29 protein-coding genes are annotated in these 26,389 nt (G+C 44.3%); all 29 read right to left on the bottom strand.

What is annotated here, in order from left to right:
• On the bottom strand, positions 1-567 hold the full coding sequence (locus tag HMPREF1705_RS08705; protein ID WP_009201163.1) for a 2-oxoacid:acceptor oxidoreductase family protein: 567 nt from the start codon (positions 565-567) through the stop codon (positions 1-3).
• Positions 568-581: 14 nt separating this feature from the next.
• Positions 582-1,325: a thiamine pyrophosphate-dependent enzyme gene (locus HMPREF1705_RS08700; protein WP_009201164.1), complete on the bottom strand. Its 744-nt coding sequence runs from the start codon at positions 1,323-1,325 to the stop codon at positions 582-584.
• A 17-nt stretch (positions 1,326-1,342) separates the two neighbouring features.
• Positions 1,343-2,404 (bottom strand): 3-methyl-2-oxobutanoate dehydrogenase subunit VorB, encoded by a 1,062-nt coding sequence (gene vorB / locus HMPREF1705_RS08695; protein WP_111089601.1) that lies wholly within the window; start codon positions 2,402-2,404, stop codon positions 1,343-1,345.
• Between the two features lie 19 nt (positions 2,405-2,423).
• Positions 2,424-2,639, bottom strand: coding sequence for a 4Fe-4S dicluster domain-containing protein (locus HMPREF1705_RS08690; RefSeq protein ID WP_009201166.1), 216 nt, complete (start codon positions 2,637-2,639; stop codon positions 2,424-2,426).
• Positions 2,640-3,362: a nucleotide-binding protein gene (locus HMPREF1705_RS08685; protein WP_009201167.1), complete on the bottom strand. Its 723-nt coding sequence runs from the start codon at positions 3,360-3,362 to the stop codon at positions 2,640-2,642.
• Positions 3,356-4,288 carry a methionyl-tRNA formyltransferase gene (gene fmt, locus HMPREF1705_RS08680; protein WP_009201168.1) on the bottom strand — a complete coding sequence of 311 codons (933 nt, stop codon included), beginning with the start codon at positions 4,286-4,288 and terminating at the stop codon, positions 3,356-3,358. The genes HMPREF1705_RS08685 and fmt overlap by 7 nt, the downstream gene beginning before the upstream one ends.
• Before the next feature lie 2 nt (positions 4,289-4,290).
• On the bottom strand, positions 4,291-4,788 hold the full coding sequence (gene def / locus HMPREF1705_RS08675) for a peptide deformylase (RefSeq protein WP_009201169.1): 498 nt from the start codon (positions 4,786-4,788) through the stop codon (positions 4,291-4,293).
• A gap of 130 nt (positions 4,789-4,918) precedes the next feature.
• The gene (locus HMPREF1705_RS08670; RefSeq protein WP_009201170.1) at positions 4,919-6,454 is read right to left on the bottom strand and encodes a S1 RNA-binding domain-containing protein; all 1,536 of its coding nucleotides are present in this window, start codon (positions 6,452-6,454) and stop codon (positions 4,919-4,921) included.
• Positions 6,455-6,473: 19 nt separating this feature from the next.
• Entirely contained in the window at positions 6,474-7,307 is an 834-nt protein-coding gene (locus tag HMPREF1705_RS08665; RefSeq protein ID WP_009201171.1) for a 4-hydroxy-3-methylbut-2-enyl diphosphate reductase, read from the bottom strand.
• A gap of 6 nt (positions 7,308-7,313) precedes the next feature.
• Positions 7,314-8,273, bottom strand: a complete 960-nt coding sequence (gene miaA, locus HMPREF1705_RS08660; protein WP_040348037.1) for a tRNA (adenosine(37)-N6)-dimethylallyltransferase MiaA — start codon at positions 8,271-8,273, stop codon at positions 7,314-7,316.
• Between the two features lie 17 nt (positions 8,274-8,290).
• Positions 8,291-8,725, bottom strand: coding sequence for a Holliday junction resolvase RuvX (ruvX, locus tag HMPREF1705_RS08655; protein ID WP_009201173.1), 435 nt, complete (start codon positions 8,723-8,725; stop codon positions 8,291-8,293).
• Positions 8,726-8,730: 5 nt separating this feature from the next.
• A complete protein-coding gene (alaS, locus tag HMPREF1705_RS08650; RefSeq protein ID WP_009201174.1) occupies positions 8,731-11,373 on the bottom strand; it encodes an alanine--tRNA ligase in 2,643 nt (880 codons plus the stop codon).
• A 65-nt stretch (positions 11,374-11,438) separates the two neighbouring features.
• The gene (locus tag HMPREF1705_RS08645; RefSeq protein ID WP_009201175.1) at positions 11,439-12,773 is read right to left on the bottom strand and encodes an amidohydrolase; all 1,335 of its coding nucleotides are present in this window, start codon (positions 12,771-12,773) and stop codon (positions 11,439-11,441) included.
• On the bottom strand, positions 12,770-14,014 hold the full coding sequence (locus HMPREF1705_RS08640; RefSeq protein ID WP_057940941.1) for an adenosylhomocysteinase: 1,245 nt from the start codon (positions 14,012-14,014) through the stop codon (positions 12,770-12,772). The genes HMPREF1705_RS08645 and HMPREF1705_RS08640 overlap by 4 nt, the downstream gene beginning before the upstream one ends.
• Positions 14,015-14,055: 41 nt before the next feature.
• Positions 14,056-15,168, bottom strand: a complete 1,113-nt coding sequence (gene mtnA, locus HMPREF1705_RS08635) for an S-methyl-5-thioribose-1-phosphate isomerase (protein ID WP_009201177.1) — start codon at positions 15,166-15,168, stop codon at positions 14,056-14,058.
• Positions 15,169-15,195: 27 nt separating this feature from the next.
• Complete coding sequence (gene xseA / locus HMPREF1705_RS08630; protein ID WP_111089600.1) at positions 15,196-16,440, bottom strand: exodeoxyribonuclease VII large subunit; 1,245 nt, start codon at positions 16,438-16,440, stop codon at positions 15,196-15,198.
• Positions 16,415-16,876: a transcription antitermination factor NusB gene (gene nusB / locus HMPREF1705_RS08625; protein WP_050767858.1), complete on the bottom strand. Its 462-nt coding sequence runs from the start codon at positions 16,874-16,876 to the stop codon at positions 16,415-16,417. The genes xseA and nusB overlap by 26 nt, the downstream gene beginning before the upstream one ends.
• An 18-nt stretch (positions 16,877-16,894) precedes the next feature.
• Entirely contained in the window at positions 16,895-17,371 is a 477-nt protein-coding gene (locus HMPREF1705_RS08620) for a hypothetical protein (protein ID WP_009201180.1), read from the bottom strand.
• Between the two features lie 69 nt (positions 17,372-17,440).
• Positions 17,441-17,953 (bottom strand): Asp23/Gls24 family envelope stress response protein, encoded by a 513-nt coding sequence (locus tag HMPREF1705_RS08615; protein ID WP_057940940.1) that lies wholly within the window; start codon positions 17,951-17,953, stop codon positions 17,441-17,443.
• A 14-nt stretch (positions 17,954-17,967) separates the two neighbouring features.
• Positions 17,968-18,384: a hypothetical protein gene (locus HMPREF1705_RS08610; protein ID WP_040348042.1), complete on the bottom strand. Its 417-nt coding sequence runs from the start codon at positions 18,382-18,384 to the stop codon at positions 17,968-17,970.
• Between the two features lie 2 nt (positions 18,385-18,386).
• Positions 18,387-18,968, bottom strand: a complete 582-nt coding sequence (gene efp, locus HMPREF1705_RS08605) for an elongation factor P (RefSeq protein ID WP_057940939.1) — start codon at positions 18,966-18,968, stop codon at positions 18,387-18,389.
• Between the two features lie 81 nt (positions 18,969-19,049).
• Positions 19,050-20,102: a flavodoxin-dependent (E)-4-hydroxy-3-methylbut-2-enyl-diphosphate synthase gene (gene ispG / locus HMPREF1705_RS08600; RefSeq protein WP_057940938.1), complete on the bottom strand. Its 1,053-nt coding sequence runs from the start codon at positions 20,100-20,102 to the stop codon at positions 19,050-19,052.
• 5 nt (positions 20,103-20,107) lie between these two features.
• On the bottom strand, positions 20,108-21,145 hold the full coding sequence (gene rseP, locus HMPREF1705_RS08595) for an RIP metalloprotease RseP (RefSeq protein ID WP_057940937.1): 1,038 nt from the start codon (positions 21,143-21,145) through the stop codon (positions 20,108-20,110).
• Between the two features lie 7 nt (positions 21,146-21,152).
• A complete protein-coding gene (gene dxr / locus HMPREF1705_RS08590) occupies positions 21,153-22,322 on the bottom strand; it encodes a 1-deoxy-D-xylulose-5-phosphate reductoisomerase (RefSeq protein ID WP_057940936.1) in 1,170 nt (389 codons plus the stop codon).
• Positions 22,319-23,122 (bottom strand): phosphatidate cytidylyltransferase, encoded by an 804-nt coding sequence (locus tag HMPREF1705_RS08585; RefSeq protein ID WP_057940935.1) that lies wholly within the window; start codon positions 23,120-23,122, stop codon positions 22,319-22,321. The genes dxr and HMPREF1705_RS08585 overlap by 4 nt, the downstream gene beginning before the upstream one ends.
• On the bottom strand, positions 23,123-23,818 hold the full coding sequence (gene uppS / locus HMPREF1705_RS08580) for a polyprenyl diphosphate synthase (protein WP_057941031.1): 696 nt from the start codon (positions 23,816-23,818) through the stop codon (positions 23,123-23,125).
• On the bottom strand, positions 23,818-24,456 hold the full coding sequence (locus tag HMPREF1705_RS08575; RefSeq protein WP_057940934.1) for a uracil-DNA glycosylase: 639 nt from the start codon (positions 24,454-24,456) through the stop codon (positions 23,818-23,820). Before HMPREF1705_RS08575 ends, uppS begins: the two co-directional genes overlap by 1 nt.
• A complete protein-coding gene (locus HMPREF1705_RS08570) occupies positions 24,449-25,285 on the bottom strand; it encodes an Asp23/Gls24 family envelope stress response protein (RefSeq protein ID WP_057940933.1) in 837 nt (278 codons plus the stop codon). Before HMPREF1705_RS08570 ends, HMPREF1705_RS08575 begins: the two co-directional genes overlap by 8 nt.
• Positions 25,269-26,384, bottom strand: coding sequence for a histidinol-phosphate transaminase (hisC, locus tag HMPREF1705_RS08565; protein WP_057940932.1), 1,116 nt, complete (start codon positions 26,382-26,384; stop codon positions 25,269-25,271). Before hisC ends, HMPREF1705_RS08570 begins: the two co-directional genes overlap by 17 nt.
• Positions 26,385-26,389 lie beyond the last annotated feature (5 nt).

The raw sequence follows: 26,389 nt of genomic DNA, 5'->3' as shown, positions 1-26,389 counted from the left end.
TTAAGAATTGGCCTGAGCTACGTACTGCTTACCAACTTCCTGCCCCTTTTCAAAGGCTTTCATGTTGATCTCAAGAAGATGGGCCTTTTTCGCACCCAATATTTCTTTTACAGCTTCTTTAAGGGCATCCGCTGAAGCTATATCGACAGTTTCTGCCAAAGCTCCCAGAACCACGATGTTTGCTACCTTCTCGTTGCCCAATTCCATAGCGATGCTGTTCGCCTTCACTTTCACTATATTTACATCATCCCGAGGATTATCATAAGTGACGAGATCTTCGTTGTAAATCAGTGTACCTCCCTTTCTCAGTTTTCCCACGAACTTCGCAAGGGAAGGCTGATTCATGATGACCAGGACATCAGGAGAGGACACCAGTGGAGAAGCTACCTCGCCATCGCTTACTATGACACTGCAATTAGCCGTACCACCGCGCATTTCCGGTCCATAGGAGGGAATCCACATCACATTATTGCCCTCGTTTAAGGCCGCATGAGCAACTATTTGACCTAGAAGCATTACCCCTTGGCCACCAAAACCTGCTGCAATCATTTCTCTATAAAAGCTCATCTGATTCACCTACCTTAATTGGGGAGCTTGAACTCGCCCAAGGGATAGTAAGGGATCATATTCTCTTCTAGCCATTTCAAAGCTTCTGTGGGACGCATACCCCAGTTGGTCGGACATGTGGAAAGGACTTCCACTAGAGAAAAACCCTTACCGTCGATCTGGGTTTGGAAGGCCTTTTTAATGGCTTCCTTTGTCTTTATCACGTACTTTGGCCTCGCCACGGTAACGCGAGCTATATAGCCTGGAGCCTCCAATGTTGCGAGCATCTCTGCTACTCTTATGGGATAACCATTTGCCTTTGGATCCCTTCCGAAGGGACAAGTGGTAGTTCTTTGCTTAAGAAGTGTCGTTGGGGCCATTTGTCCGCCAGTCATGCCATATATTGCATTATTGATAAAGATGACAGTTATATTTTCACCTCTATTGGCAGCATGTACTATCTCAGCCGCACCAATGGAAGCAAGGTCCCCGTCTCCTTGATAGGTAAAAACCGTCAGATCCGGCCTTACCCTCTTGCAGCCTGTTGCAACTGCAGGAGCTCTTCCATGGGCTGCCTCATACATATCTGTATTGATGTAATTATACAGCAACACGGCACAGCCAACCGGTGCTACGCCAACTGTCTTCTCCTGGATTCCAAGCTCATCTATAACCTCGGCCACTAAGCGATGAACGATGCCATGAGTGCATCCCGGACAGTAGTGTGTTGAAACATCGGTCATTGATTTAGGGCGCTCAAATATCTTCACTTCAGCCATCTCTGTCCCCCCCTATATTAACCTAGCAGTTTTTTAGCGGCTTCTTCGATCTCTTCGACCGATGGTGCCATTCCGCCGCACCTTCCGTAAAAGCTTACCGGAACTTTGCCCTGCACACCCAGCTTCACGTCCTCTATCATTTGGCCACAGCTCATCTCGACGACCAAAACATGTTTGACTCCGTCGGGAAGATCGTTAAATGGTTTATAAGGGAAGGGATACAGGCTTTGCGGTCTTATTAAACCAACTTTCATGCCCTGATCCCTCAATTTCTTTATCGAGGACTTGGCAATTCTTGCAGTGGTCCCGTATGCAGCAATTACTACATCAGCATCTTCTACGCCAACGGACTCGTATCGAACTTCTTTCTCTTCCATCCTGCGATATTTTTCTTGAAGTTTTTGATTGTGTTTCTCAAGCATCTCGGGGTCTAAGGATAAGCTCTTTATTAAAGCTCTCTTGCCTCTTTCGGCCATATATCCTATTGCCCATTCCTTCGGATCGGGAATATCGTAATTCAGTTTTACCTTTTTGAATTCTATTGCCTCCATCATCTGCCCCATGAACCCGTCGGCCAAGATCATGACCGGATTGCGGTAATATTCTGCTAAATCGAAGGCCATCATTATAAATTCCGTGGCTTCCTGTAAAGTTCCAGGAGCAAGGGTCAATAATCTGTAATCGCCATGGCCACCGCCCTTGGTCGCCTGAAAGTAATCCGATTGAGCTGGCAAGATACCGCCTAAACCCGGCCCCCCTCTCATCACATTTATGATGACACAGGGTAACTCTGCAGCTGCAATGTAACTTATCCCTTCGCTCATCAAAGAAATGCCGGGGCTCGAAGAAGAGATTAAGGTCCTAAAACCGGTTCCGGCTGCCCCAAAGATCATATTAATTCCGGCAACTTCGCTCTCCGCTTGAAGGTATACCCCACCAACTTCAGGCAGTCTCTTCGACATATATTCCGGTATTTCGTTCTGCGGCGTTATCGGATATCCGAAGAAATATTTACATCCCGCCTGCACGGCGGCTTCGGCAAAAGCCTCGTTGCCTTTCATTAAAACTCGATTGGACACTGATCACACCCCCACTTTTTTAAGATTCTACGCGGTATACCTCGATTGCTACATCAGGGCACATCATAGCACACATTTTGCATGCAACGCATCCTTCTTTGAACTGCTCCGCGGGTCTGTAGCCCTTACTGTTAATGCGATCGGAAATTTTGAGCACCTTGTTGGGACAGGCTTCGACACAAAGACCACAGCTCTTGCACTTTTCCTCCAAAACCTCAACTCGCCCTTTAGGCATTTAAACCTCACTCCTTTCCCAAGGCATTAGAATTTTTCGGGTTAAAGGCCAAATAACCGCATCTCTAACCCTTTCTGCAACTTCGTCATAATTCGAGGTCGTGGTGCTAAGATAATACAGAGGTATTTGGTCCCTCATGGAATAATTTCTTACCACCTCATACCCCGAAACTACATTTTCAACTGCTGTATCGTTTCCCAAATGGGGATTACAAATAACGCCGTCAATCGATAAACCGGAAACATTTTCGATGTTCTGTTTTAACTTTTCTATTTCCTCTTCGGTAGAACTCATAGGTCTAAAGGGATTGACGACATACAAAACCGTGTGGTCCTGTTGTTCTATCTCGGGAAGAAGTTGTGTAAGGGCTAGAGCGCCCTTTTCATCACCACCTATATCCAACAAAACCCTTCCGTTGTCCATAATGGCATTATGAACTTCGGCACTAACAAGGGGTAAATCGCTCCATTTCGTTTCTCCCGGCGGAGTGATGACTTTATAACCCTCTTTCTGTAAAGTCGAGGCTATATCTCTTAGGCAAAAGTAAGGGTTTGTGATATCGACATCAACTATGGTAATTTCTTCCCCTTTTGCTTTGAATGCGCTGGCCAGATTTAGCAAAAACTCAGTCTTTCCCGAGCCTAACCTCCCGGTTACAGCAATTATTTTACCCCATCTATATTTCTTTAAAGCTTCATGCCTGATATTATCCCAAATTAACAAGTCAAAACATCCCCCTCACGCAATCGCAAACCATTTAAAAAGGAGCGTCCATTAACGACCTTTTTACCCTCTCGTTGCACTTCAAGGAGCAAAACAGCACCCTTTCCACATGCCACTACGGGAAAACCGTCAACAATCTTAAATATTGTTCCGACAGGAGCAAATACTTCATCGTTGTTGATCAGTTTCGTTCTCCAAACCTTAAGCCTTTTGTCGTTTATAAGCGTATATGCTCCCGGTTCCGGATTAAGCGCTCTGACCTTATTATGGATCTTCAAAGCCTCTTCGTTAAAATCGAAAAGGGCCTCTTCGTTAGTTATTTTTGGGGCGTATGTCGCTTCCGATTCGTCCTGTTCTCTAAATTCGTAAATTCCTTTTGGAAGGGCGTCTAATGTATTTATAAGAAGTTCTATACCTCTGCAACGAAGTTTTTCGCCTAAAGTTCCGGCAGTATCGTCTAAATCAATGTATACTTTATCTTGAGCTAAAATAGGACCGGCATCCAATGATTCAGTTAGCCTAAATACCGTGACCCCTGTGATTTGTTGTCCATCCATTATCGCTCTTTGAATTGGAGCAGCTCCCCGGTATTTGGGCAAAAGGGAAGGGTGTAAATTTATACAGCCAAACTTAGGTGTAGACAGAAAGGGTTCTTTGATCTTCTGTCCAAAATCAATTACAACTATTAACTCGGGAGAATTTAACATCAATTTTTCCTTAATAATCACGTCGTCATTGATATTCTCGCTTCGCCTTACCTCTATATCCAACCAATATGCCATCTCTTCAACATCATTCGGTTTTCGTCTCAAGCCTCTGCCTGAAGGCCTTGGCCCACTCGTTATAACCAACTCAGGGTTGTATGATAACCTCGCTAATTCCCTTAAGCACTGCGCTCCCCAAGATCCTGATCCCATATACCACATCTTCAATGTGTTACACCCTTTTTTAGTTTTTTGAATTTTTTTTGTATCATATTTCTCTTTACGGGCGACACCATATCGATTATGAGCCTTCCGTGCAAATGATCAATCTCGTGGCAAAAGGCTCGAGCCAACAAGCCAGAAGCTTCGATCGCATATTTTTCGCCATTTTCATCGAAGGCTTCGATTTTGACTATTTCCGGCCTTTCGATATCTTCGAAGACCTCTGGGAAGCTGAGGCATCCCTCTCGCCCTGTTTGTTCTCCCCTCTTTTCTAAAATAGCGGGATTGACGAGAGTGTATTTCTTACCTTCATAATCCACCACAGCAACCATTAAATTGATCCCGACTTGAGGGGCAGCTAAACCCAATCCGTCATTTGCATACATAGTTTCATACATATCTTCTATCAATTTTTTTAAATCGTCATTAAAGGCTGTGACGATTTTATTTTTGGAACGCAATATCGGGTTTGGATACTTTATTACTTCCAAAATAGCCACCGTTAGATTGCCCCTTTCCCGAACAAAGAGGCGCTAAAAAAACGCGCCTCTTTGTTACCGTTAGTGCCAACTTGATTTCCTTTATTATAGCATACACAATTATATCATGCACACATTGAGAATCGAAGAGCTAAACTTTAAATTGATCCCTCAGAACATCCCCTATAGTAACGATTGCGCCATCTTCTTCGGTTTGTTGTACGTTATTGTTCTTGTTTTCCGTTACCCTGCTCTTCCCCTCGGCTTTTTCCTCCCGCTGTACCTGTTCTTTTTCTTCTTCCTCCAGCGCCTTAATGCTTAATCTAATCCGCTTCTCATTTGGATCTATCTCCAATATCCTGGCTTTTACCTCGTCACCTTTTTTTAGGACCTTTGAAACGTCATCTATATGGCGTCTCGATATCTGAGATATGTGTATAAGCCCTTCTATTCCACTTTCTATCTCGACAAAGGCACCGAAATCGACAATTTTTACAACCCTAACAGTGACATCCTGTCCCTGCTGATAGCGCTCCATGATCGTGCTCCAAGGGTCATGAAGCTGCTTATAACCTAGGCTGATTCTTTTTTGATCTAAATCGATATCCAGTACCTGTACTTCTATGTCCTGTCCCTTTTTCAAAACTTCCCTGGGATGATCTATATGCCCCCAAGAAATATCGCTAATGTGAATCAAACCTTCGACTCCAGGTTTAATCTCTACAAAGGCACCGAAATCTACGGTATTTGTTATTCGGCCGTGGATCTTGTCGCCTGGTTTTAGGCCTTCGCCTATTACTTCCCAGGGATCCGGTTCAGTTTGTTTGATGCTCAAAGAAATTTTTTCCTGTTCGGGATCGATATGCAAAACTTTTACCTTCACCTTGTTGCCCTTTTTGACGACATCGCGCGGTTTTACGTTTTTGCTCCAGGAAAGTTCACTTATGTGTACCAAACCCTCTACGGGGCCCAAATCGACAAATGCTCCAAAGGAGGTGATGCTCGTCACAACACCTTCCAGAACATCTCCTTCTTCGAGGTTTTCAAAGAATTCTTTTTTCTTTCGGGCCAATTCCTCTTCGAGAAGCAATCTCCTGGAAAAGATCAGTCTTCTCTTCCTACGATCCTTCTCCAATAATTTTACCTCAATTTCCTGGTTTACAAATTTGGATGGATTTACCAACTTGCCCTCTTCAGCCAGATGGGATATGGGCACGAAACCTTCTAGGCCATAGGCATTTACTATGAGCCCTCCTTTTACCTTCCGCAGTCCCATTACAGCAATTGTTTCCCTCTGCTTCAATGCGTTTTCCAGCGCTTCCCATCTTTCATCAAAAAGCAAACGCCACCTGCTTAAGAGAACTTGAGATTCCTCTCCTTGTACTACCTTGGTGACCTCTGCACGCACTTCATCGCCAATATTTGGCTCAGCGTTATCATCCACCAATATGCTATGAGTCCATTCACGCTTAGGCAAAAAACCCTCGCATTTAAAGCCTATGTCGACCAGCCATCCGTCGCCGCTTTTGTCAATTATGACACCTTCGACAACCTTGCCCCTGTGGATGTTCTCAGGTCCGTGCTGCGTAATGAGATCTTCCATCGTTTCTTGTGATTCTTGCGCGGAAGAGCCTGCCATTTCCGATTCGATATGTTCTTGCCCTTCTCGCCTTTCTTCCTCAACCATTACCAACCATCCTCCTTGACTACCTACGTGATAATAAACTAATTACTTCTTTTATTAGCCAATCTGGAGTAGAAGCTCCAGCAGCTATTCCAATTATATGCTTGCCATAAAGCCAAGATTCGTCTATCTCCTGGGGGTTAGCTATCCAAAGAACGTCGCATCCCTCCCTCTTGGCAACTTCTACAAGCTTCGCCGTATTAGTGCTGTTATGCCCGCCAATAACGATAACTCCCTCCGTATCGGCTGCCAATTTTCTTACAGCTTCCTGTCTATGCAAGGTAGCCTTGCAAATAGTATTGTAAACACGCAATTCCCTAGCCTTGGGCACTAGGGCGCTAACTACAGAGAGTAACGCCCCTTCTTCTTGGGTAGTTTGAGAAACCACGCCTATTTTATCTTTATTGGGAAAAGTTGCAACATCCTTAGATGAATTTATCACACTAGCATAAGCAGATACACAACCTTTGATGCTTTGAACTTCAGGATGGTTTGGATCTCCAACGATTACAACTTCGTAGCCCTCTTCGGACAGAAGGCGTGCCTTCTCTTGGGCATTTTTTACCGACGGGCATGTACCATCTATAATTGTGCATCCTTTATATTTTGCCTGCTTAAGAACTTCTGGAGTGGTGCCATGAGCTCTTATGAAAACTATCGACTGAGAGGGCAATTCTTCTACGCTCTCCACCAATCTAAGGCCCAAGGATTTCAACCTTTTAACTTCTTCCTCGTTATGAATTGGGCTGCCCAGGGCATAGATGCTTCCGTACTTCTTCAACGCTTTTTCGAGCTCGTCTATCGCCCTCTTCACTCCAAAACAGAAGCCCAATGGTTTACCTATTATCAATTTCATTCAAATTCACACAACTCCCAAATGTCTTTTGATTCTCCCTTTCAAATCTTCGAGAACCTTTTCTTCGTTCTCTTCTTTTAGATCATACCATAAAGCGGGTTTAAATTTCCTAAACCAAGTCATCTGTCTTCTATAAAAGGCTTTCGTGGCTTTTATGTAGTACGATAGTGCTTCTTCCAAGCTATAGACTCCCCGTATATACTTAATAACCTCCCTATATCCGAATCCCTGCATAGAATGGAAGCGTTCGTCAAATCTATTTCCCAACAGCCATTTTACCTCCTCGATTAGTCCACTTTGAAATTGCTTTTCCGCCCTTAACTCTATATTTTTGTAAGCCAGTTCTCTGGGCCTAATTATACCAAGATAGAGGACATCGTAAGGTTTTTTTATTTTCTTTCCATGTTTATGCCACCAAGAGGCAGGCTTGCCTGTCGTATGAAATATTTCAAGACCTCGAATAATTCTCACCAAGTCGTTGGTGTGCACTTTCAAAGCCAGATCGGGGTCAACTGTCGCCAATTTATTGTACATGTGCTTTTTTCCCTTAATTTCCGCCTCTTGAAGCAACTTTTTCCTGATCTCAGGATCACTTTCGATGGAAACCGTTAACATTTCTCCAAGTAAAGCGCTGTAGTAAAAAGGCGTTCCTCCAACAAGTAACGGTATCTTTTTTCTTGCGATAATTCTATCGATAGCCCCGGCTGCCTCTTCGACAAAACGGGCTGCCGTAAAAGTCTCATCGGGGTCGGCAACGTCTATAATATGATGTACTGTGCGCAACCTGTCCTCTCTTGATACCTTATCGGTACCAATGTCCATATATCTATATACCTGCCTAGAATCGACGGAAATGATCTCGCCCGAGATAGCAGGCGCTAGCTTTAGGGAAATGGCCGTTTTTCCCACAGCGGTAGGACCTATGATGGCGACCAGCTTAATTCTGCCTCTGTTATTAAGGTGCATTTTTCCCTCCTGATGTTTCATCGACTTGGGATGTCCTTCGTTAAATTACTATAATCCAAATAACTTTGAAGCAGCACCGTTGCAGCTATCATGTCCACTCTGTTTCTTTTTTTCTTGCCCGACATCCCGCTATCGCGCAAATAATTCTGCGCTAAAGTTGTGGTAAACCGCTCATCCCACAAAATAAAGGTGATATCTGGAAATTTTTCCTTCAATTTATCAGTCAAATCACTGATTGCATCAGCTTCCCTGTCTTTTTTTCCGTTTGTGCGAATGGGAAGCCCTATAACCACCTTTTTCACATTATGTTTTCTTATAAGTAAGGTTAAATCTTCAAGCCAGCTGCCCTGGGCATTCAAAAAGCCAACCCCTTGGGCAAATATGCCAAGGGGGTCGCTGATTGCAATTCCTATACGCACGCTCCCTATATCTAAAGCCAAAATGTGCTCCAATCGACTTATACCCCCAATAATTCGGTTAAAATCCTAGGTACGGCATTTAGGGCATCTTCCAGTTTTTCGACCTTCTTTCCTCCGGCCTGGGCGACATTAGGTCTCCCTCCTCCTCCACCGTCAACTATTTTCGCAACCCTATTGATAAATTTACCGGCATGTATACCATCTCTTACAGCATCCTCGTCTGCCATGGCGACAAGAACTACCTTCCCTTCAAAAGAGCTGCCTAAAACCAGTAATACCTTTTTGAGACCTTTTTTGAGATGGTCTCCAACTTGGCGCAATATATCGGCATCCAAATCCTCGAATTTGCCTGTCAACAGGGTAAAACCATTCACTATTTGGCGCTGAGACAGTATTTTATCGCATTGCGACAAAGCAAGTTTCAAATTAGACCTTTGCAATTCTGTTTTTAAATTTTTAATTTCCTGAAACACATCGGTAAACTTTTCCTTTAAAGATCCTGCTTCGACGCCGGAAATTAAGGTCAAATCTTCTACAAGATCAAACAACTCTTGATAATGACTTACGGCTGCCATCCCTGCCAGGGCTGTAATTCGTCTCAAACCCGATCCTATGCTTTCTTCTTTGACTATTTTTGTCAAGCCAATGTCGCCGGTAGCATTAACGTGCAATCCGCCACAAAGTTCGGCACAATAACCTGGTATCTGAATGACGCGCACTCTATCCCCGTATTTTTCATCGAAAAATGCCTTTGCACCTATTTTCTTAGCTTCTTCCATTGATGTCTCGAAGATGTTCAACTTGATGTTGGCCTGTATGACCTCATTAGCAATTTGTTCTATTTTTACTATGTCGTCGCGAGATATTGCATCAAAATGGGTAAAATCGAACCGCAAGTAATTGGGAGAAACGTAAGAGCCTGCTTGACGAATGTGGGGGCCCAAGACACGCGTTAAGGCTTCGTGAATAATATGGGTAGAGGTATGGTGGCGTCTAATGGCATTTCTTCGGGAAAGGTCAACCTTGGCTTTCGCTTCATCATCGGCTGAAACATATCCCGACTTAACCCTGACACGATGAGCTATAAGCACATCGTGATAGTAATATGTATCAAGCACCTCCAATTTACCCGTGGACGTTTCTATCCATCCTTTATCTCCCACCTGTCCGCCCTTTTCGGCATAAAAAGGAGTTTCAGCCAACAGGATTTCTACCTCTTCCCCTTCATGAGCTTCCTCTACCTCCCGAGAATCCTTTAATATGGCCAAAACTTTCGATTCAGCTTCATCACTCTCATATCCTACGAATTTCGTCGGACCAAATTTAGCCAAAAGGGTAGAATGAACTTCTTTCTTCGCCATCGATGCAAGCTGTTTGCTCGCAGTTCTTGCCATTTCCCTCTGACGCTCCATACATCTCTCAAATTCTTCTCTATCGACTTCAATGCCCTGCTCTTGACATATCTCTTCGGTCAATTCAAGGGGAAAACCATATGTGTCGTATAAAGTAAAAGCCGTTTCTCCCGATAGTACCGAGCTACCGGATCTTATTACCCTTGATATCTCCTCTTCAAGCAAAGCGCTCCCCTGATCCAAGGTCCTGCTAAACCTTTTCTCCTCCAGATTAATAACAGATTCTATGGTGGATCTATATTCCACTAATTCTTTATAGTGATCGGCCATGATCTCGAGCAATTCGGGCATCAGCTCAATCAAAAAAGGCCTATCGAGGCCGAGCACTCTTCCATAACGCGACGCCCTTCTGAGCAACCTTCTAAGGACATACCCTCTACCCTCATTAGAGGGAAGTACGCCATCGGCTATCATGAATGCCAATGCCCTTAAATGATCGGCAATAACCCGCATGGCCGTATCAAAGCGTTTATCTGCGGCATATTCGACGCCTGACAAGCGCGATACCTTTTCAATCAAAGGCAAGAACAGATCGGTCTCGAAATCAGATCTGGCCCCCTGAACAATAGATGCCAGACGCTCCAATCCCATTCCCGTATCAATGTTTTTCTTTGGCAAAGGTGTAAGGTTGCCTTCTTCGTCCCTGTTATATTGCATAAACACCAAATTCCACACTTCAAGATATCTATCACAATCGCATCCTACAAAACAATCGGGCTTTCCACAAGAAAAAGCCGGGCCTTGGTCGTATATCAGCTCCGAGCAGGGGCCGCAAGGACCTATCGGGCCGGCAGCCCAAAAATTGTCCTTCTCACCCATGCGTACAATTTTACTCTCAGGGAGGCCAACAACTTTATTCCAAATTTCGAAGGCTTCGTCGTCGTCCAAATAAATCGTCGCATACATTCTCTCCGGATCGAGACCAATTACTTTCGTTAAAAATTCCCACGCCCATGGAATAGCTCGTTCCTTAAAGTAGTCCCCAAAGCTGAAATTTCCCAACATCTCGAAAAACGTATGATGCCTCGAGGTCCTTCCTACATTTTCTATGTCGTTGGTCCTTAAACATTTCTGCGATGTAGTGGCCCTCAGAACCTCAGGTTTCTTCAACCCCAAAAAATAGGGCTTAAAGGGAACCATGCCCGCTATGGTAAACAGCAAGGTTGGATCATCCGGAATAAGACTGAAGCTTGGAAACCTTTTATGTTCTTTTTGCTCGAAATATGATAGAAATAGCTCTCGTAATTCCTTTCCGCTTCGCTTTATCACAATAAAATGAAGCCTCCCTTCTTTACAAGCACAAGACTTGATCTTGAATTATAATTCATTGGCTGCTAATTGTTCAACAAATCCTTTCTGGCCACTTTAGAATCATGGATGACCCTTTCGTAGTCTACAGTCGTATATTCGCCATTCCTATACACCCATTTGCCGTTCACAACTGTTCCCCACACATCCGTTGAGGTTCCCGCAAAAACAATAAAACCGGCAAGGTTTTTTAAATCCCAACCAACGTAATGGGGTTTGTCGAGATCGACTAAAATAAGATCTGCCTTCCAATCTTCCCTTATCAAACCCGCCTTCGGAAAGCCCAAAGCCTTGTAGCCGTTAACAGTAGCAATTTGGATTGCCTCTTTTGACTTTACTAATGTAGGGTCTTTGTGCAACCCCTTCTGGATAAGAGATGCCGTCCGCATCTCAAGCCAAGGATCCAATCTGTTGTTGCTGGCAGCACCGTCACTTCCCAATGCCACATTTACCTTTTTTTGGATCATCTGGGATAGGGGGGCAAATCCGCTTCCAAGTTTCATATTGCTGTTTGGATTATGGACAATGGTTATGTTATCCTTCGCTATCTCAGATAGCCTGTCTTCGGGGAACCATACTCCATGAGCCAAAACTAAGGATGCGATATCGGCAAGTCCCGTCTCATATAAAAGACCGATCGGATCTTGTTTTAATTCGTTTATAATATAATTTTTTTCCCACTCCGTCTCAAGCCAATGAGTATGTATCCCTGCATGCAATCCTCTGGCAATTTCCGCTATCCTTGCCAACTTCTTGGGCGAAACGGTATAAGGTGCGTGGGGACCAAGCTGAACGGTTATCATTTCGTCTTTGCCATGCCAATTATCGTAAAGCTTAATACCCTCCTTAAGCTTTAACGAAAAGAGAGGATCTTTGCCGATTAAACCCTGGCAAAGTCCACACCTCACACCTATTTCCAGGGCCACATTTGCTACTTCGTCCATGTGAAAATACATGTCGCCAAAGCAAGTAACTCCGGCACTTATCATTTCTATAATTCCCAGTTGGGTGCCTATTCGTATGTGATCGGACTTGAGCTTTCCCTCAACAGGCCATATGTGTTTTTCTAACCAATCTTTCAAGGGAGCCTCTTCGCCAAGGCCACGCAACAGCGTCATAGCCACGTGGGTATGGGCGTTCACGAATCCCGGCAACAGTGCCTTTTTACTTTCACACAAACATTCTTCTTTGGCCCTTATCTTCGTCCCGTGGCCCTTCGGCAATATCGATGAAATACGACCTTTGGACACTGCAACATCACATATTTCCGCCCTCTCGCGCTCTCCATCCAGTACTACAGCATCCCTGAAAACTATGTCAGCTTCTAAGGTACTTGCGACATCTGGGTTGTAAGCCTTCATTCTTCCCACCTTCCAAGATATTGTTCTTGTTCGGGAGTCATCCCTTCCAGTTTAATACCTAAAGCTTCTAGCTTATAGGAAGCCACTGCCCTGTCTATCTCGTAAGGAACCGGGTAAAGTCCCGGTTCGAGATCGTTCTCATGAATATAAAGAACCGATAACAGCTGAAGTGCAAAGGATAGATCCATGATTTCGATGGGATGGCCATCTCCACCGGCAAGGTTTACCAGCCTTCCCTCTACCAACAGATGCAGAGATCTCCCATCATGGGTCGTGTATGTCGTTACACCGGGGCGCGTTACTGACTTTTTAGCCGCTATTTCACTTAAATCAATACAAGATATCTCGACGTCAAAGTGACCTGCATTGGCCAAAATCGCTCCATTTTTCATAAGGGCAAAATGTTCTTTTCTGATCACATTAATGTTTCCCGTGGTAGTTACGAATATGTCCCCTGTCCGGGCTGCAGTAGCCATGTCGGTTACGTTGAAACCATCCATATAAGCCTCTAAAGCTCTATGGGGATCCGATTCGACAATCGTCACTTGCGCTCCAAGCCCCGACGCCCTGGAGGCTACCCCCCTGCCGCACCATCCGTACCCGCATACGACGACTTCCTTTCCAGCAATCAACATATTGGTCAGCCTGCATATAGCATCCCATACGGATTGGCCTGTTCCGTATCGGTTATCGAAGAGATGTTTGCTCAATGCATCATTGACCGCTAGCATGGGAAAAGCCAGAATCCCCTCATTTGACATCGCCTTCAGCCTCTTAATTCCCGTAGTTGTCTCCTCGCAACCGCCCTTTATATAAGGCAGGAGATCTGATCTCTCCTTGTGAATAAGCGTCACCAAATCTCCTCCATCATCTATCAATATTTGTGGAGACCAGGCAAGCAGGGCATGCAGGTTACCGTAATATTCGTCCATTGTCATTCCGTGCCAGCTGTAAACCCTTATCCCGTTAGCGACCAGCGCTGCGCAAATATCGTCCTGTGTTGACAGGGGGTTACTCCCGGCAGCCATTACTTCGGCACCCAAAGCCTTAAGAGCCCTCAGAAGACAAGCCGTCTTCGCCTCAAGATGTAGGCAGGCAGCTATCTTGACACCGTTTAAGGAGCGTTCTGGTTTAAATTTCTCTTGAAGAAGCTTTAAAACAGGCATAAAACTCCATGCCCATGCAATCTTTATTTTGCCTTGATCTGCTAAAGCTGGATTTGCTATTCGATATTCCTCCATAATGTTATCCGCCTCCCAGATTTGTTATCTCGTTGCAAATTTTAACGTCCCTTTCTCCATTTTCCAATTGACTCTTCGGACTTCTTTATTTCTTCCAAACACAAAGACTTGGAAGCCGCTTCAAGTATCGATCTTTTATAAGGTTTCTCTAGTATACCAACTTCTGTTATTATGCCAGAAACCATGTCGTTCGGAGTAATGTCGAAGGCAGGATTCCATACGGAAATATCATCGAGGAAGATTTTTGCACCGCCAAAGGAGCGCACTTCTTCGGGTCTTCTTTCTTCTATCGGTATGGCTTCCCCATCGACCAAGTCCATATCTATGGTGCTTCTTGGAGCCGCCACATAAAAAGGAATCCCGTGATGACGACATAAAAGAGCCAGATTATAAGTACCTATCTTATTTGCCGTATCGCCATTTGATGCTATTCTGTCAGCACCCACTATTACAAGATCCACTCCGCCCTTCTTCATCAAAAAGGCCGCCATGTTGTCGCATATCACCGTTACATCCAGACCTTCCATCCATAGTTCCCAAGCCGATAACCTGGCTCCTTGGAGCAAAGGCCTTGTTTCGTCGCAGTAAACCCTTACATCCTTTCCCATAGCCTTGCCCATTTTTATGATTCCAAGAGCTGTGCCCACAGCGCCCGTGGCAAGGGATCCTGCATTACAATGTGTTAGAACATTACAACGTTCAGGCAAAAGTCTTTGACCGTAAAAGGCGATTAAGTTCTCTATCTGTATTTCTTCTTGGTGAATTTTGTTAGCTGTTTCAAGCAAATAATCTTTTAGCTTTGCTTCGACCGATTCGCTGCTCGAGTATTTGCAATCTGTCGCCTTTAAAAAACTTGCCGTTGCCTCTTCCATTTTCTTAAGAGCCCAAAAAAGATTCACCGCAGTGGGTCTGGTCTTTGAAAGGCGCTCAATGGCACTTTGAACCCCGCAAATTCCCCCTTCGGCAGCCAAAACCACTCCATAACCTGCCGCTATCCCTATTGCCGGTGCCCCTCTAACTATCATGTCTTCAATGGCTTCGGCAACATCTATGTAGTTTACGCATTTAACGTAAGATATTTCAAACGGTATTTTTCTTTGATCCAATAGATATAATGAGCCGTTCTTCCACTTTATTGGCTCGGGCGTGGACAATTGAAGTCACTCCTTGTTTTTTAATTGTTATTCTTCTTTAAAATGGATGGATGTTATCTCAGCATTGGCCCTTCCGTCTATCATGCAGAGGGAAACTTCATCTCCAACTGCAACCTGGGATAAGGAGACAACCGTTTCGCCATCTTTGGAAAGGCAAGTTATCCATCCTCTAGAAAGACATTTTAAAGGCGACAGGGCATCCAGAGAAGCCGCTGAATGAGTCAGTCGCTCTTTCAAAGAGGATATAATCTTGTTCATGTTCATTGAAAGGTTTTGGGTAAGCCGCGCAATCTCAATACCGGCGGGATGAAGATAGAGGTTTTTAAGTATGTTTTGTAATCTAGCCAACTGTCTTTCGCACAAATTAGATACCTGTTGGCATTTATGTAAAACAAGAGATAACAGCCTGGCCTTCATGTGCCTTATTTGTTTATAAAGCTCTATGCGATCGGGAAAGACGTTTTCTGCGGCCGCCGAAGGCGTAGGAGCGCGCATATCGGCAGCTAAATCGGACAACGTCCAGTCGATTTCATGACCTACCCCTGTGACGACCGGAAAAGGGCAGGCCCTAATGCTTCGCACTACTCTCTCGTCATCGAAAGGCGTCAGATCGTCCCGGCTTCCCCCTCCTCTGACCAAAAGCAGGATGTCCAGCTCCTTCGTTGCAGCTAATTGCATTGCCCTAACGATATCCTGTGGGGCTTCTATGCCCTGTACCAACGTAGGAAATACGTATATTCGGCACTGTGGAAAACGTTTTTTTGCGACCTTAATGACATCTTTTACGGCAGCACCAGTTTGCGAAGTCACAACTCCAACCTTATTCGGATAAGGAGGCAACTTTCTTTTGACTCGAGGATCAAACAAGCCTTCCTTCTCAAGCCTTTTTTTTAATTCTTCCTTTGCCCTTGTTTGAGCTCCCTTTCCCAAGGGAAGGATATTTCGAGCATATAACTGGTATGCACCTTGAGGAGGATAAAGACCAATGTATCCCTGCACTATCACCTCATCACCTGCCTGAGGCCAAAGGGGAATGTAGTTAGCATTGCTTTTAAACATCACGCAAGATAATCTGGATTGTTTGCTCCCGATCGAAAAATATACGTGGCCGCTATTATGTCTTTTTATTTCGATTATTTCTCCTTTAACGGCAACGTTCCGGAGAATCGGATCCTTTTCGATCAGATCCTTTAAATAAAACGTAAGTTCATCTACAGATATTACATTAGATGTCTTTGGCAAATTGTTAAGCAGAGGCATTTCCCTCGACATCTTTGCCATCTCCTTCGACTTCGGCAATGGATCTAACAATCTTGCCCAATACGCCGTTAACAAAACGTCCCGAATTCTCAGTCCCGAAGCGTTTAGCCAATTCTATAGCTTCCGAAATGGCTACGGGTATGGGAACGACCTTGCTATAGACGCCCTCGAACAATGCCAATCTTATAGCCTCAAGATCGACGGTAACCATTCGTTCAGGTCGCCATCCGGTTATATGCATCCGTATTAAATTATCAATTTCAACCCTCTTTCCCCATATCTCCTTGACAAGCCAAATTGCATAATTCATGACCTCTTCCGATTCTCCATCGAAAGGAAAGAGTGCCATGGCTTCGTCAGGCGTTTGGTCATTTCTGATATCTAGTGCATACAACAATTGTAAAGCTATTTCTCTCGCTCTTCGACGTTGCTGTTGAAGCAAAGACAAGCTATCTTGCCTCCCGTCTTAGTGTCTTTTGTCAATGAGAGATGAAAGGAGATCGCTCAATTTACCGCTTAGTACTAAACCGGCAATTGCCCATCCTATGAAACCGAATAAAATACAAAGGCCAAGGCCTTTTAAACCTAGTTGCGATATACCCGCTATGATTGCAACCACAGAGCCCCAAAAAATTGGATATTTTCTGAGCTTATTCATCAATGCAGGGGCATCGAAGCTTTCTTCTTTGGATGTCCAAGAAATCTTTACCTTCAAGCCTAGAGGGGCAAAAAGGCTAACAAGTTTATCCTGCAACTCCTTCTTAACTGCGAGATCTCCAGAATGCGGGGCGACTACGATGACATTAGCAACATTGTCATCTCCTTGCAACGTAGCCTCTCTGGCTTTATATTCCGGCGGCATTACAGTATTTGCCAAGGAAGTAATAGCCTCCTTCGATAGCCAGAGTTCCCCCAATTTGCCCCTACGCCAAAGATATTCCATATCTTATATGGCTCCTTTTAAATATTTAATTTAATCTGCAAATCCAGGTATCTTATATCAAAGTTGCTGCTATTGGATATTATCCGCATATTGATCCTGTAGCTTATTTTCCGCAAAATGGATTCCCTGCACATGAACATTCACTGCTTTAACTATATAACCGGTATAATTTTCGATCTGGTTTTTTATGGCCTCTTGCACGTCCCAAGCAATATCAGGGATTCTTAATCCATACTTAACTGATATATACGTATCAACCACTACCTCGTTTGGAGTGCCTTCTTCGATGGTTATCTTAACTCCGCTAGTTGGTCTTCGCCCCAAGCGTAGATTAGCCACCAATCCAGAACTGGCGGGCAAAACGCCGGGGACGCTTTTTAGAGCCTCAATAGCCATTTGTGATATTACCTCTTCCGCAATAACTACTTCGCCCTGGGGTTGCGCTTCCTCTAAAACCGGCTCTTCCTGAGCCGTTTCTTCTTCAGTGCCATACTCATTGACATTCTGAATTTTGCCATCGTATGAGTCTTTATCGGTGCTTTCCTGTAAATCACTTAAATTTTTCTCTCTTTCTTCGTCCATAACTATATCCCTCCTTATTTATTTAACTCATCAGGGTTGATTGAAAGACCACAATTGGGACATATTAGGAATTCGTCTTCATCAAGAAGCATTGGATTAAACATAAACACCTGCTCGCATCCGGGACAGCTCATCGATTCATAATAATCAGGCTCCACGTCTTCCACATCTGCATCTTCTTCAAAGTATTCATACAAGGCATCAACTGCTTCCTCTAAATTATTCAAATCCATATCGAACTCGGAACAAAGGGATGTAAGTTTTTCGATCTTATCATCTTGATTTTTAATTTTTACGTGTAAAGATTCTATTTCATTCAAAAGAGCATCAAGGAGCTCTATCCAGGCTTCTTTTATGTCTTTGCATGTATCCGGCACGGAGATTTCCGATAACAACATTTGCATCCTTCGAGCCTTTTCTTCTAAATTCAAGGCTATACCCCCTTGCTCTTATCGCGTTCCAAATATTCGCCGGTACGGGTATCTATAAGCAAGACATCTCCAACCTCCACAAACATTGGAACGGTAACAGTCAGGCCAGTCTCCAGAGTCGCCGGCTTTCCTCCCCCTGAAACGGTATCGCCCTTATAGCCCGGAGGAGTATCGACAACTTTTAAGGCGACAGTATTCGGAAGATCCACTCCAACTACATTGCCTTCATAAAGCCTCAACGTAACCTCTAAATTATCGCTCAAATACATCGCCTTGTCACCAAGCAGTGTGGCAGGAATATATATCTGATCGTAATTTTCCAAATCCATGAAGACGTAGTTGTCTCCTTCTTTATATATGTATTGGGCCTCCCTTTCGTCAAAGACAACCCTTTCAAACCTTTCTCCAGCTCTAAAAGAGGTTTCTATTATCGTTCCGGAATATATGTTTTTAAGCTTCGTCCTGACGATTGCCCCTCCTCGGCCCATTTTATGATGCTGATAGTCTACAATTTCCCAAATGCTGTCTTCCCACTTTATCATCATTCCCTGTCTAAAGCTATTGGTGTCTACAATTTGTGCCATACGCTATCCTCCTAATGTTCGGTTTAGAGTTTTATTAATTTTATCTTATATGTGTTTTACGCATTGTCAAGATATAATAATCTATAACAACTCTCTGATGATTGCACTTACCTTCTCTATGCTAAAATCATCCCTATCTATTTGCTCAACCACCTTTCCTTTTTTAAATATCACAATTCCGTTAGGAGTTCCTGCTATTCCCACGTCGGCCTCCTTGGCTTCCCGCGGTCCGTTTACCTCGCATCCCATAACGGCAACGATCAAACCATCCGGAAGCCCTTTTAATAAGGGGCTTATGTCTTCCACAATTTTAGCTACATCTAAATGCTTTCTTCCGCACGTAGGACACGAAATGATCTCTACTCCCTTTTTTCTCAATCCCAGCGACCTAAGTAAGGCGTAACCGGCCTTTACCTCCTCTACGGCCGGAGCGGACAAACTTATCCTCATCGTGTCCCCAAGGCCTTGCGTCAGAAGCAATGCCATACCTGCTGCCGATTTGACCAACCCATCGGGCATTACCCCAGCTTCCGTGATCCCGATATGAAGGGGGTATTTGGGAAAATGCTTGGAAAGCAATAAATTTGCGTTGACCGTTTCGGTTATGGATGTCGATTTACAAGAAAGAATGATATCTTCAAATCCCATGTCCTCAAGCATTTGAAGTTGCTCCTTAACGGCCAAAAAAAGAGCTTTAGCCTTATTTCCGTAAGACTGCCTTATTTGGACATTGCTTAACGAACCGCTGTTCGATCCTATCCTTATAACGGCTTTTCTCTCCCTTGCCAAGTTGACTATATCAACGAGGCCCTCCTTCGGCATATTTCCAGGGTTAATCCTAATAGCCATACAACCGGTCTCAAGCGCTGCAAGAGCTAGCTTGAAATCGAAATGAATATCAGCCATTATCGGCACTTTCGAGAATTGCAAAATATCCCTAAGGTATGGAAGGCAATTAATATTAGGGAAAGCCACGCGAAGAAGTTCACATCCCTCCTCAGCCAGCGAATCTATCTCCTTCCTACATGCTTCTACATCGGTAATCGGAGTTTTGAGCATACTCTCCACTCGGACGGGGAAACCGCTCCCTATGATTAGGTTTCCTATAGCAACCCTCTTCCGTAGTGTTGACATCTGGATCACCTGTTAAATATCCTAGTTATATCTTGCCATGTAATTAATGCTATTAAGGCGAGAAGCACCATCATTCCTATAAAGTGTACTTTTTGTTCGATGTATTCGGGAACTTTCTTACGAAAGATCATTTCGATGGTTACGAAAAGCAACCTACCACCATCAAGAGCCGGAAAGGGAATTAGGTTGAATAAACCCAAGTTTAAGTTGATTATTCCCAGGAAAAATAAAAATGTCCATACTCCGCTTTTTGCTGCCTCGCCCGCCATTTCCGCTATCCCAACTGGCCCGGTAACATCTATCTTCTGCCCGCCAAATACCCAATTTACAAGGGCGCTGAAAATGTTTTTCGTCATCTCCCATAAATATTTTAGCGAGTATTGAATGGCGGAGAGCCCTTCGTATTTTATCTGCCCAGGTTTTATCCCCAATATATAAGCTCCGGTGACAGGATCGGGTTTTAACAATACATTTCGAAAGACGAGCCGTCCCACTTCCGGACGCTCCACTTCGATCGTTACCGGATTGTCTGCGTTGCTCTTTAAAGTTGTGGCCATTTCCAACCAAGTTGTAACTTTTTTGTCGTTTATAGACGCAATCGTATCTCCCGGTAGAAGCCCTATCGACTCGGCAGGATAACCGGGCATGAGCTCGCCGATTCTGGCGTGTTCCATGTCTAGCACTCCATGGCCCCAGAGGAAGAGGGTGGCAATAACAATTGCGAGTAAAATGTTGATTATGGATCCGGCCGCCAAAATAAGCCACCTTCGTGCGGGGCTTTTGGCGCTAAAGCTCCTTTCGGGATCTTCAACTTCGCCCTCCACAGCCTCTCCCATCCCAGCTAACCGCACAAAACCGCCTATGGGAAATACCCTTATAGACCAGAGTGTTTCCCCTTTTCTTTTTCTATATATCGCAGGGCCCATGCCAAAGGCAAATTCATGGACCTGAACTCCTAGCAACCTAGCCGAAATAAAGTGTCCAAATTCATGGGAAACTACACACACACCTATTACTATTATGAAAGAAACAAGGGCAAACATTAATTTTTTATCTCCTTTCGCTAAAAAGGCGACATAGTTCTCTAGCTATGCGTCGACCAAATTCAACAAGAGAAATCGCTTCTTCCAAGCCGTTTAAATTTGACGGTCCATTATAAGACAAAAGAACTTTTTCCAACAGAGGGAAAATATCAACTATAGAAATTTTTCCTTTTACAAAGGCTTCTACGGCAACTTCATCGGCGCCAACAATTATGGGCGGATAGGCATTCCCCATCTGCAATGCCCTCCTTGCCAGGGAGTAACATGGAAATTTATTTTCATCCAGTCGTAAAAAATCCAATTTCCATTTCTCAGTGATGGCCAATCTATGGAATAGATGCCCTATCTTTAAACGTTTTGGGTATGAAAGGGCAAAGGATATTGGAATCCTCATATCGGGCTCACTTAAAAACATCTTCACACTCCCGTCGCTAAACCTCACACAGCCGTGCGCAAGGGAGTCGGGCTGAACTACTGCATTTATCTTTTCGATTGGCAGGGCAAAAAGATAACTTGCCTCTATTACCTCAAATCCTTTATTAAGTAACGTGGCACTATCTACGGTAATCTTAGAGCCCATGCTCCAAGTAGGGTGTTTTAATGCCCTTGAGGGTGTGGCCAGCTTCATTTCTTCATAGGAAGAGTGCAGAAAGGGACCTCCGGAGGCCGTCAGTATAATCTCCTCGATCTCATTCAAGTCTTCTCCAAGCAAGCACTGCCATACTGCATTATGTTCGCTGTCTATGGGACGCAGGGGATCTGCAAGGGATGCTTTTTCCATTATCCAGGGACCGGCGACTATCAAGCTTTCTTTATTGGCCAATGATACTTCTATCTTTCGATCTAAAGATGCCGATAAAGCAGCTATGGCTTCCGTTCCGGAAGAAGCAAAAACAATGTGATCCATCCCTTCATCTATAAGCTGCATCAGTCCTTCATGTCCAACTAAAACCTTTACGCTTTCGTCATATAAAGCGAAATTCGATGCAGCGACATCGTCGTAGATCACTACGTATTTAGGCTTAAATTCATCGACAAGTTTTTTAAGCTCCTCGATATTAGACCTCACTGCCAAGGCTCTGACGTCAAACTCTTCCGGAAACCGTCTGCAAACATCTAATGTAGCCCTTCCAATGGATCCCGTAGCACCAATGACAGCTAATCTTTTTTGGCTCAATTTAATATCACCTCAAAGGCCAGAAAGATCAATGTTGAGTTAATCAAAATGCTGTCAAACCTATCCAAGAAACCTCCATGTCCAGGTATGAGAGAGCCGCTGTCTTTAGCACCCGCCTCTCTCTTGAAAAGGGATTCGAAAAGATCCCCTACTTGACCCGCAACGCCAACCATTGCCCCCAACAAAATCCACGGCACAGGGGGTATTTTATAATAATATGAAATGATAGCAGCACATAAAATGCTTCCCGAAAGACCTCCTATGAACCCCTCCAGTGTCTTTTTAGGGCTTATGTAAGGAGCAAAAGGTGTTCTTCCTAATTTGCTGCCAATTAAGTAAGCAAACACATCGCAGCTCCAGGTGCATAAAAAAAGAGAAAACAATAATTGTATACCTATAGGCCTCTGTCTAAGTAGGACCAGGAAAGACCATGGAAGGACAACCAACATGAGGCCGCTTAACACTCCCCCTACGTTTAAGAGTGCATAGCTTTTATTTATGGTGATTTTCCTGATTAATTCGATAGCCAACACGACGTACGATTGTAAAATGAGCAATAATGTAAGGGCCGTAAAGGAACACCCTTTATAGGCCAAATATATCGCTATCGCTCCTGCGATCAAGCCTATGCCCTTGGATATATGAGAGAAACTGGAGAAAAGTCCGTAATATTCCCATAAAGAAACCAAGGCGATCGCTGAGGCTATCAGAAGCCAAAAAATCCCACCGATATGGATTCCCCCAAGTATGCAAGCAACTATTACGATGCCGCTAATTGCGCGAATTTTTAGTTCTCCCATTTATGATCTGATTCCTCCGTAACGTCTCTCTCTCCTCTGATATTCTTCGACAGCTTCACGCAATTTGCCCTCATCGAATTCAGGCCAAAGGCAATCGGTAAAATAAAGTTCGCTATAAGAAGACTGCCAAAGCCAGAAATTGCTCAACCTCTTCTCTCCGCTAGTCCTGATTATTAAATCAGGATCGGGAACATCGGGAAGGTAGAGATGGCCTCTAAAACAATCCTCATCGATCTCCAAGACATCGTCGCAGTCTGTTTTGGCAGCCAAAATTTTATTTACGGCATCTATGATTTCCTGCCTTCCGCCGTAATTTAAGCACAGGATGAGATCCAGTTTATCTCCTGCCTCCGTTTCTTTCTCGGCCCAAAGGGCCAAATCCCTCAGATCCTCCGGAAGTTTATCTATGCGTCCGGAAAAGCGAAGGCGAATGTTTTCTTCCACAAGCTTTTTGACCTTGCATTTAATGTAATATCTGAAAAGCCCAAATAGGCCTAAAACCTCTCCCTTGGGACGTCTCCAATTTTCAGTAGAAAAAGCGAAAAGGGACAGATACCGTATACCCATTTCAAGGGCAGCCATTACAGTCTTCTCCACGGCCTTTACTCCTGCGTAGTGCCCCATTATCCTGGGTAAATGCCGCTGTCTCGCCCACCGCCCGTTGCCATCCATAATTATGGCAACATGGGAAGGCATTATTGCTTCGCCGCTTGCCTTATCTCGTCCCACCGAGCCTTTACCTCCTGGATATCTTGCCACATCAAATGCCTAGGACTGCCGACCTTGCGCGATTGATTTCTGAGCAGGTAGCTGGGATGAAACATTGGCATAAGTTTAATCCCATACCAATCGAAACACTTTCCCCTAAGCTGTGTAATCCCTTCGTGCGTAGTCTTAAGCAACCACTTAGTTGGCGTATTCCCTAAAGTAACCAAAATTTTCGGCTGTACTAAGGAAATTTGAGCAAAAAGATAATCGTTACATGCCGAACACTCCTCAACTGTGGGAACTCTGTTTTGGGGAGGCCTGCACTTGACGACGTTTGTGATATAAACTTCACTCCTATCGATGCCTGCTGCAGCGAAGATCTGATTCAACAACTGTCCGGCCTTTCCAACGAAAGGCAAGCCCTGTAAATCTTCGTCAGCTCCAGGCCCTTCTCCGACGAACATCAGTTCGGTTTTTTTCGATCCCTCCCCGAATACGCTTTGAGTCCTGTTTTCCGAGAGAGGACATTTTCTACATTCCTTGACTTTTTCTTCAAGAATTTTCCAAGTTTCGTCTACTTTTTTGTCGATCTCCTTCCCAGATAAAAGATAGAGAGTTTCAGACATCGCTTTTCCTCCATCCTTCGATCAAAATGTCAATTTCACCCAAATCCAATCCAGTCAAAAATGGCAAAACCGAAAAAATTCTACGCTGCACCTTTCGGCCGACTTCAATGAATTTGTATTTGCCAATAGACACAACTAAAGAGACGTTTAGGGATACCTTTCCATCGTTGTCAGACTTTACTCTTACCTCTTTAACTTCATACACCTGCGCTCCAAGAGAGGCCACTCGTCTAACAATTTGTTCTATAGCTAAAGGCCCTACCTCGACTTCTCCATAGTAACTAAAAGGAGGTCTGACTATCGTTTTCTCCGCGTCATCCGATCCTCGCATATGAGAGGACCAAAAGGTCTTAAGTCGACCCACCACCTTGCCCGCAAAATTTCTTCTCACCTGGACATACGTTACTGGAATAACATGTTGTCGTTTTACACGACGTTCCCTTAAGGCCTGTTCAATTTCCTCCCTTGTAGCGATTTCCTCGATGTAGATATAACGCTCTGGATTGGGCAACGAAAGTTGTTTGCTAATTTTTAAAGCCATGCCAGGCGATGTAGCGACAATCAATATGGTGCCGGGTGCAGATTTTTCCAGGACCCTTACGACCTGATCCCTATGATCGGGAAACTCGAACAAAGCCCTTCTAATCGCTCTGACCTGATTTTGTTCGGTCTTGGCACTTTTACCGCACAATATTTTCCCATTTTTTATTAAAAGCCCGTCGTCAATTATGTACTCTGCCCCGAATTGTCTCGCTATAAAGTGCGCTCTCTGACTTTTGCCAGTCCCTGCGGGACCTATAAAGGCAAGTACTTTAAACTCTGTCGCCAAGTCTTCTCATCAACTTTCTTAACGTGCTTATAAATTGTTCGTTTTCCTCGGGCAACCCGATAGACACGCGTAAATACCCCTGCAGACCCAAATCACTGGCCGGACGAACAATTATGCCCTCTTTCAACAGTTCATTAAACATCTTTTGCTCGTCATTGACTTTTATCAGAATAAAGTTTGTAACCGTTTCTCTAACCTCCATGCCCATATTTACAAGGGCACGTGTAACTTTTTCCTTTTCAAGCAAAGTCAACTCCCGGATCTTCTCAACGTAATTGTCTTCTTTTAAGGCTGCAATGGCAGCAGCTTGAGCTATAGAGTTGACGTCGAAAACGCGCCTTACCTTAGCGTAGGCATTCGTGATGGGTTTGGGGACGATACCATATCCGACTCTCAACCCGGCCAAACCGAAAATCTTGGAAAAGGTCCTCAGTATCACGACATTTCCAATTTCATGAAAAAGCTCTATGCCAGAAAGATATTCGGGGTCTGTGACGAATTCAGCATATGCTTCGTCCACTACCAGCAAAATGTTCCGTCTATTAAGGAATGAAGAAAGAACCAGCATATCATTCCGCGGTAAGAAAAGGCCTGTAGGGTTATTGGGATCGCATAATACCAACAATTTTGTTTTCTCCGTACAGGCTTCCATGATATCGGTGACGCTAATTCTCATATCGTGGTCTACGGGAACTTCGACACAATTAGCTCCACATGCCGATGCAGCTAACTTGTAAAGGGGGTATGTAGGTTTGGAGATTACAATTTCGTCATCTTCCTCAAGCAGTGCTTGAAAAAGCGCGAAGGTAACGCCTTCGGTGCCAGCGCCGACAATTACTTCCTGCACGGAAACGCCTAATTTTCTGGCAATTGCCTTTCTAAGGGAATAAGCCTCAGCGTCTGGATATCTGTTTAGCATTTTAGAAGCTTCGTCGATTGCACTTAGAACGCTATCCGGAAGAGGCCACGGGTTCTCGTTAGAACAAAGTCTCACTACGCGAGTTAAACCCAATTCACGCTTTAATTCCTCTATCGACTTTCCTGGTTTATAGGGTTCAACGTCGGCAATTGACCTACGAATGAAATTTTCTAACCACATGATAA

The sequence above is a fragment of the Acetomicrobium hydrogeniformans ATCC BAA-1850 genome, from assembly GCF_000160455.2.
Classification (GTDB): Bacteria; Synergistota; Synergistia; order Synergistales; family Acetomicrobiaceae; genus Acetomicrobium; species Acetomicrobium thermoterrenum.
This window is presented reverse-complemented; position numbering and strand designations above follow the sequence as displayed.

Coding starts and splice junctions, on each gene's coding strand:
- HMPREF1705_RS08665 (WP_009201171.1), bottom strand. CDS start 7,307: ATGAAATTGATAATAGGTAAACCATTGGGCTTCTGTTTTGGAGTGAAG.
- efp (WP_057940939.1), bottom strand. CDS start 18,968: ATGGCACAAATTGTAGACACCAATAGCTTTAGACAGGGAATGATGATA.
- HMPREF1705_RS08615 (WP_057940940.1), bottom strand. CDS start 17,953: ATGGACGAAGAAAGAGAGAAAAATTTAAGTGATTTACAGGAAAGCACC.
- uppS (WP_057941031.1), bottom strand. CDS start 23,818: ATGCCTTCCCATGTTGCCATAATTATGGATGGCAACGGGCGGTGGGCG.
- rseP (WP_057940937.1), bottom strand. CDS start 21,145: ATGTTTGCCCTTGTTTCTTTCATAATAGTAATAGGTGTGTGTGTAGTT.
- HMPREF1705_RS08670 (WP_009201170.1), bottom strand. CDS start 6,454: ATGGTTGAGGAAGAAAGGCGAGAAGGGCAAGAACATATCGAATCGGAA.
- HMPREF1705_RS08575 (WP_057940934.1), bottom strand. CDS start 24,456: ATGTCTGAAACTCTCTATCTTTTATCTGGGAAGGAGATCGACAAAAAA.
- HMPREF1705_RS08640 (WP_057940941.1), bottom strand. CDS start 14,014: ATGGAGGAATATCGAATAGCAAATCCAGCTTTAGCAGATCAAGGCAAA.
- HMPREF1705_RS08645 (WP_009201175.1), bottom strand. CDS start 12,773: ATGAAGGCTTACAACCCAGATGTCGCAAGTACCTTAGAAGCTGACATA.
- HMPREF1705_RS08620 (WP_009201180.1), bottom strand. CDS start 17,371: ATGGAATATCTTTGGCGTAGGGGCAAATTGGGGGAACTCTGGCTATCG.
- fmt (WP_009201168.1), bottom strand. CDS start 4,288: ATGTGGTATATGGGATCAGGATCTTGGGGAGCGCAGTGCTTAAGGGAA.
- miaA (WP_040348037.1), bottom strand. CDS start 8,273: ATGCACCTTAATAACAGAGGCAGAATTAAGCTGGTCGCCATCATAGGT.
- HMPREF1705_RS08705 (WP_009201163.1), bottom strand. CDS start 567: ATGAGCTTTTATAGAGAAATGATTGCAGCAGGTTTTGGTGGCCAAGGG.
- HMPREF1705_RS08690 (WP_009201166.1), bottom strand. CDS start 2,639: ATGCCTAAAGGGCGAGTTGAGGTTTTGGAGGAAAAGTGCAAGAGCTGT.
- ispG (WP_057940938.1), bottom strand. CDS start 20,102: ATGTCAACACTACGGAAGAGGGTTGCTATAGGAAACCTAATCATAGGG.
- HMPREF1705_RS08700 (WP_009201164.1), bottom strand. CDS start 1,325: ATGGCTGAAGTGAAGATATTTGAGCGCCCTAAATCAATGACCGATGTT.
- HMPREF1705_RS08585 (WP_057940935.1), bottom strand. CDS start 23,122: ATGGGAGAACTAAAAATTCGCGCAATTAGCGGCATCGTAATAGTTGCT.
- hisC (WP_057940932.1), bottom strand. CDS start 26,384: ATGTGGTTAGAAAATTTCATTCGTAGGTCAATTGCCGACGTTGAACCC.
- xseA (WP_111089600.1), bottom strand. CDS start 16,440: ATGTCGAGGGAAATGCCTCTGCTTAACAATTTGCCAAAGACATCTAAT.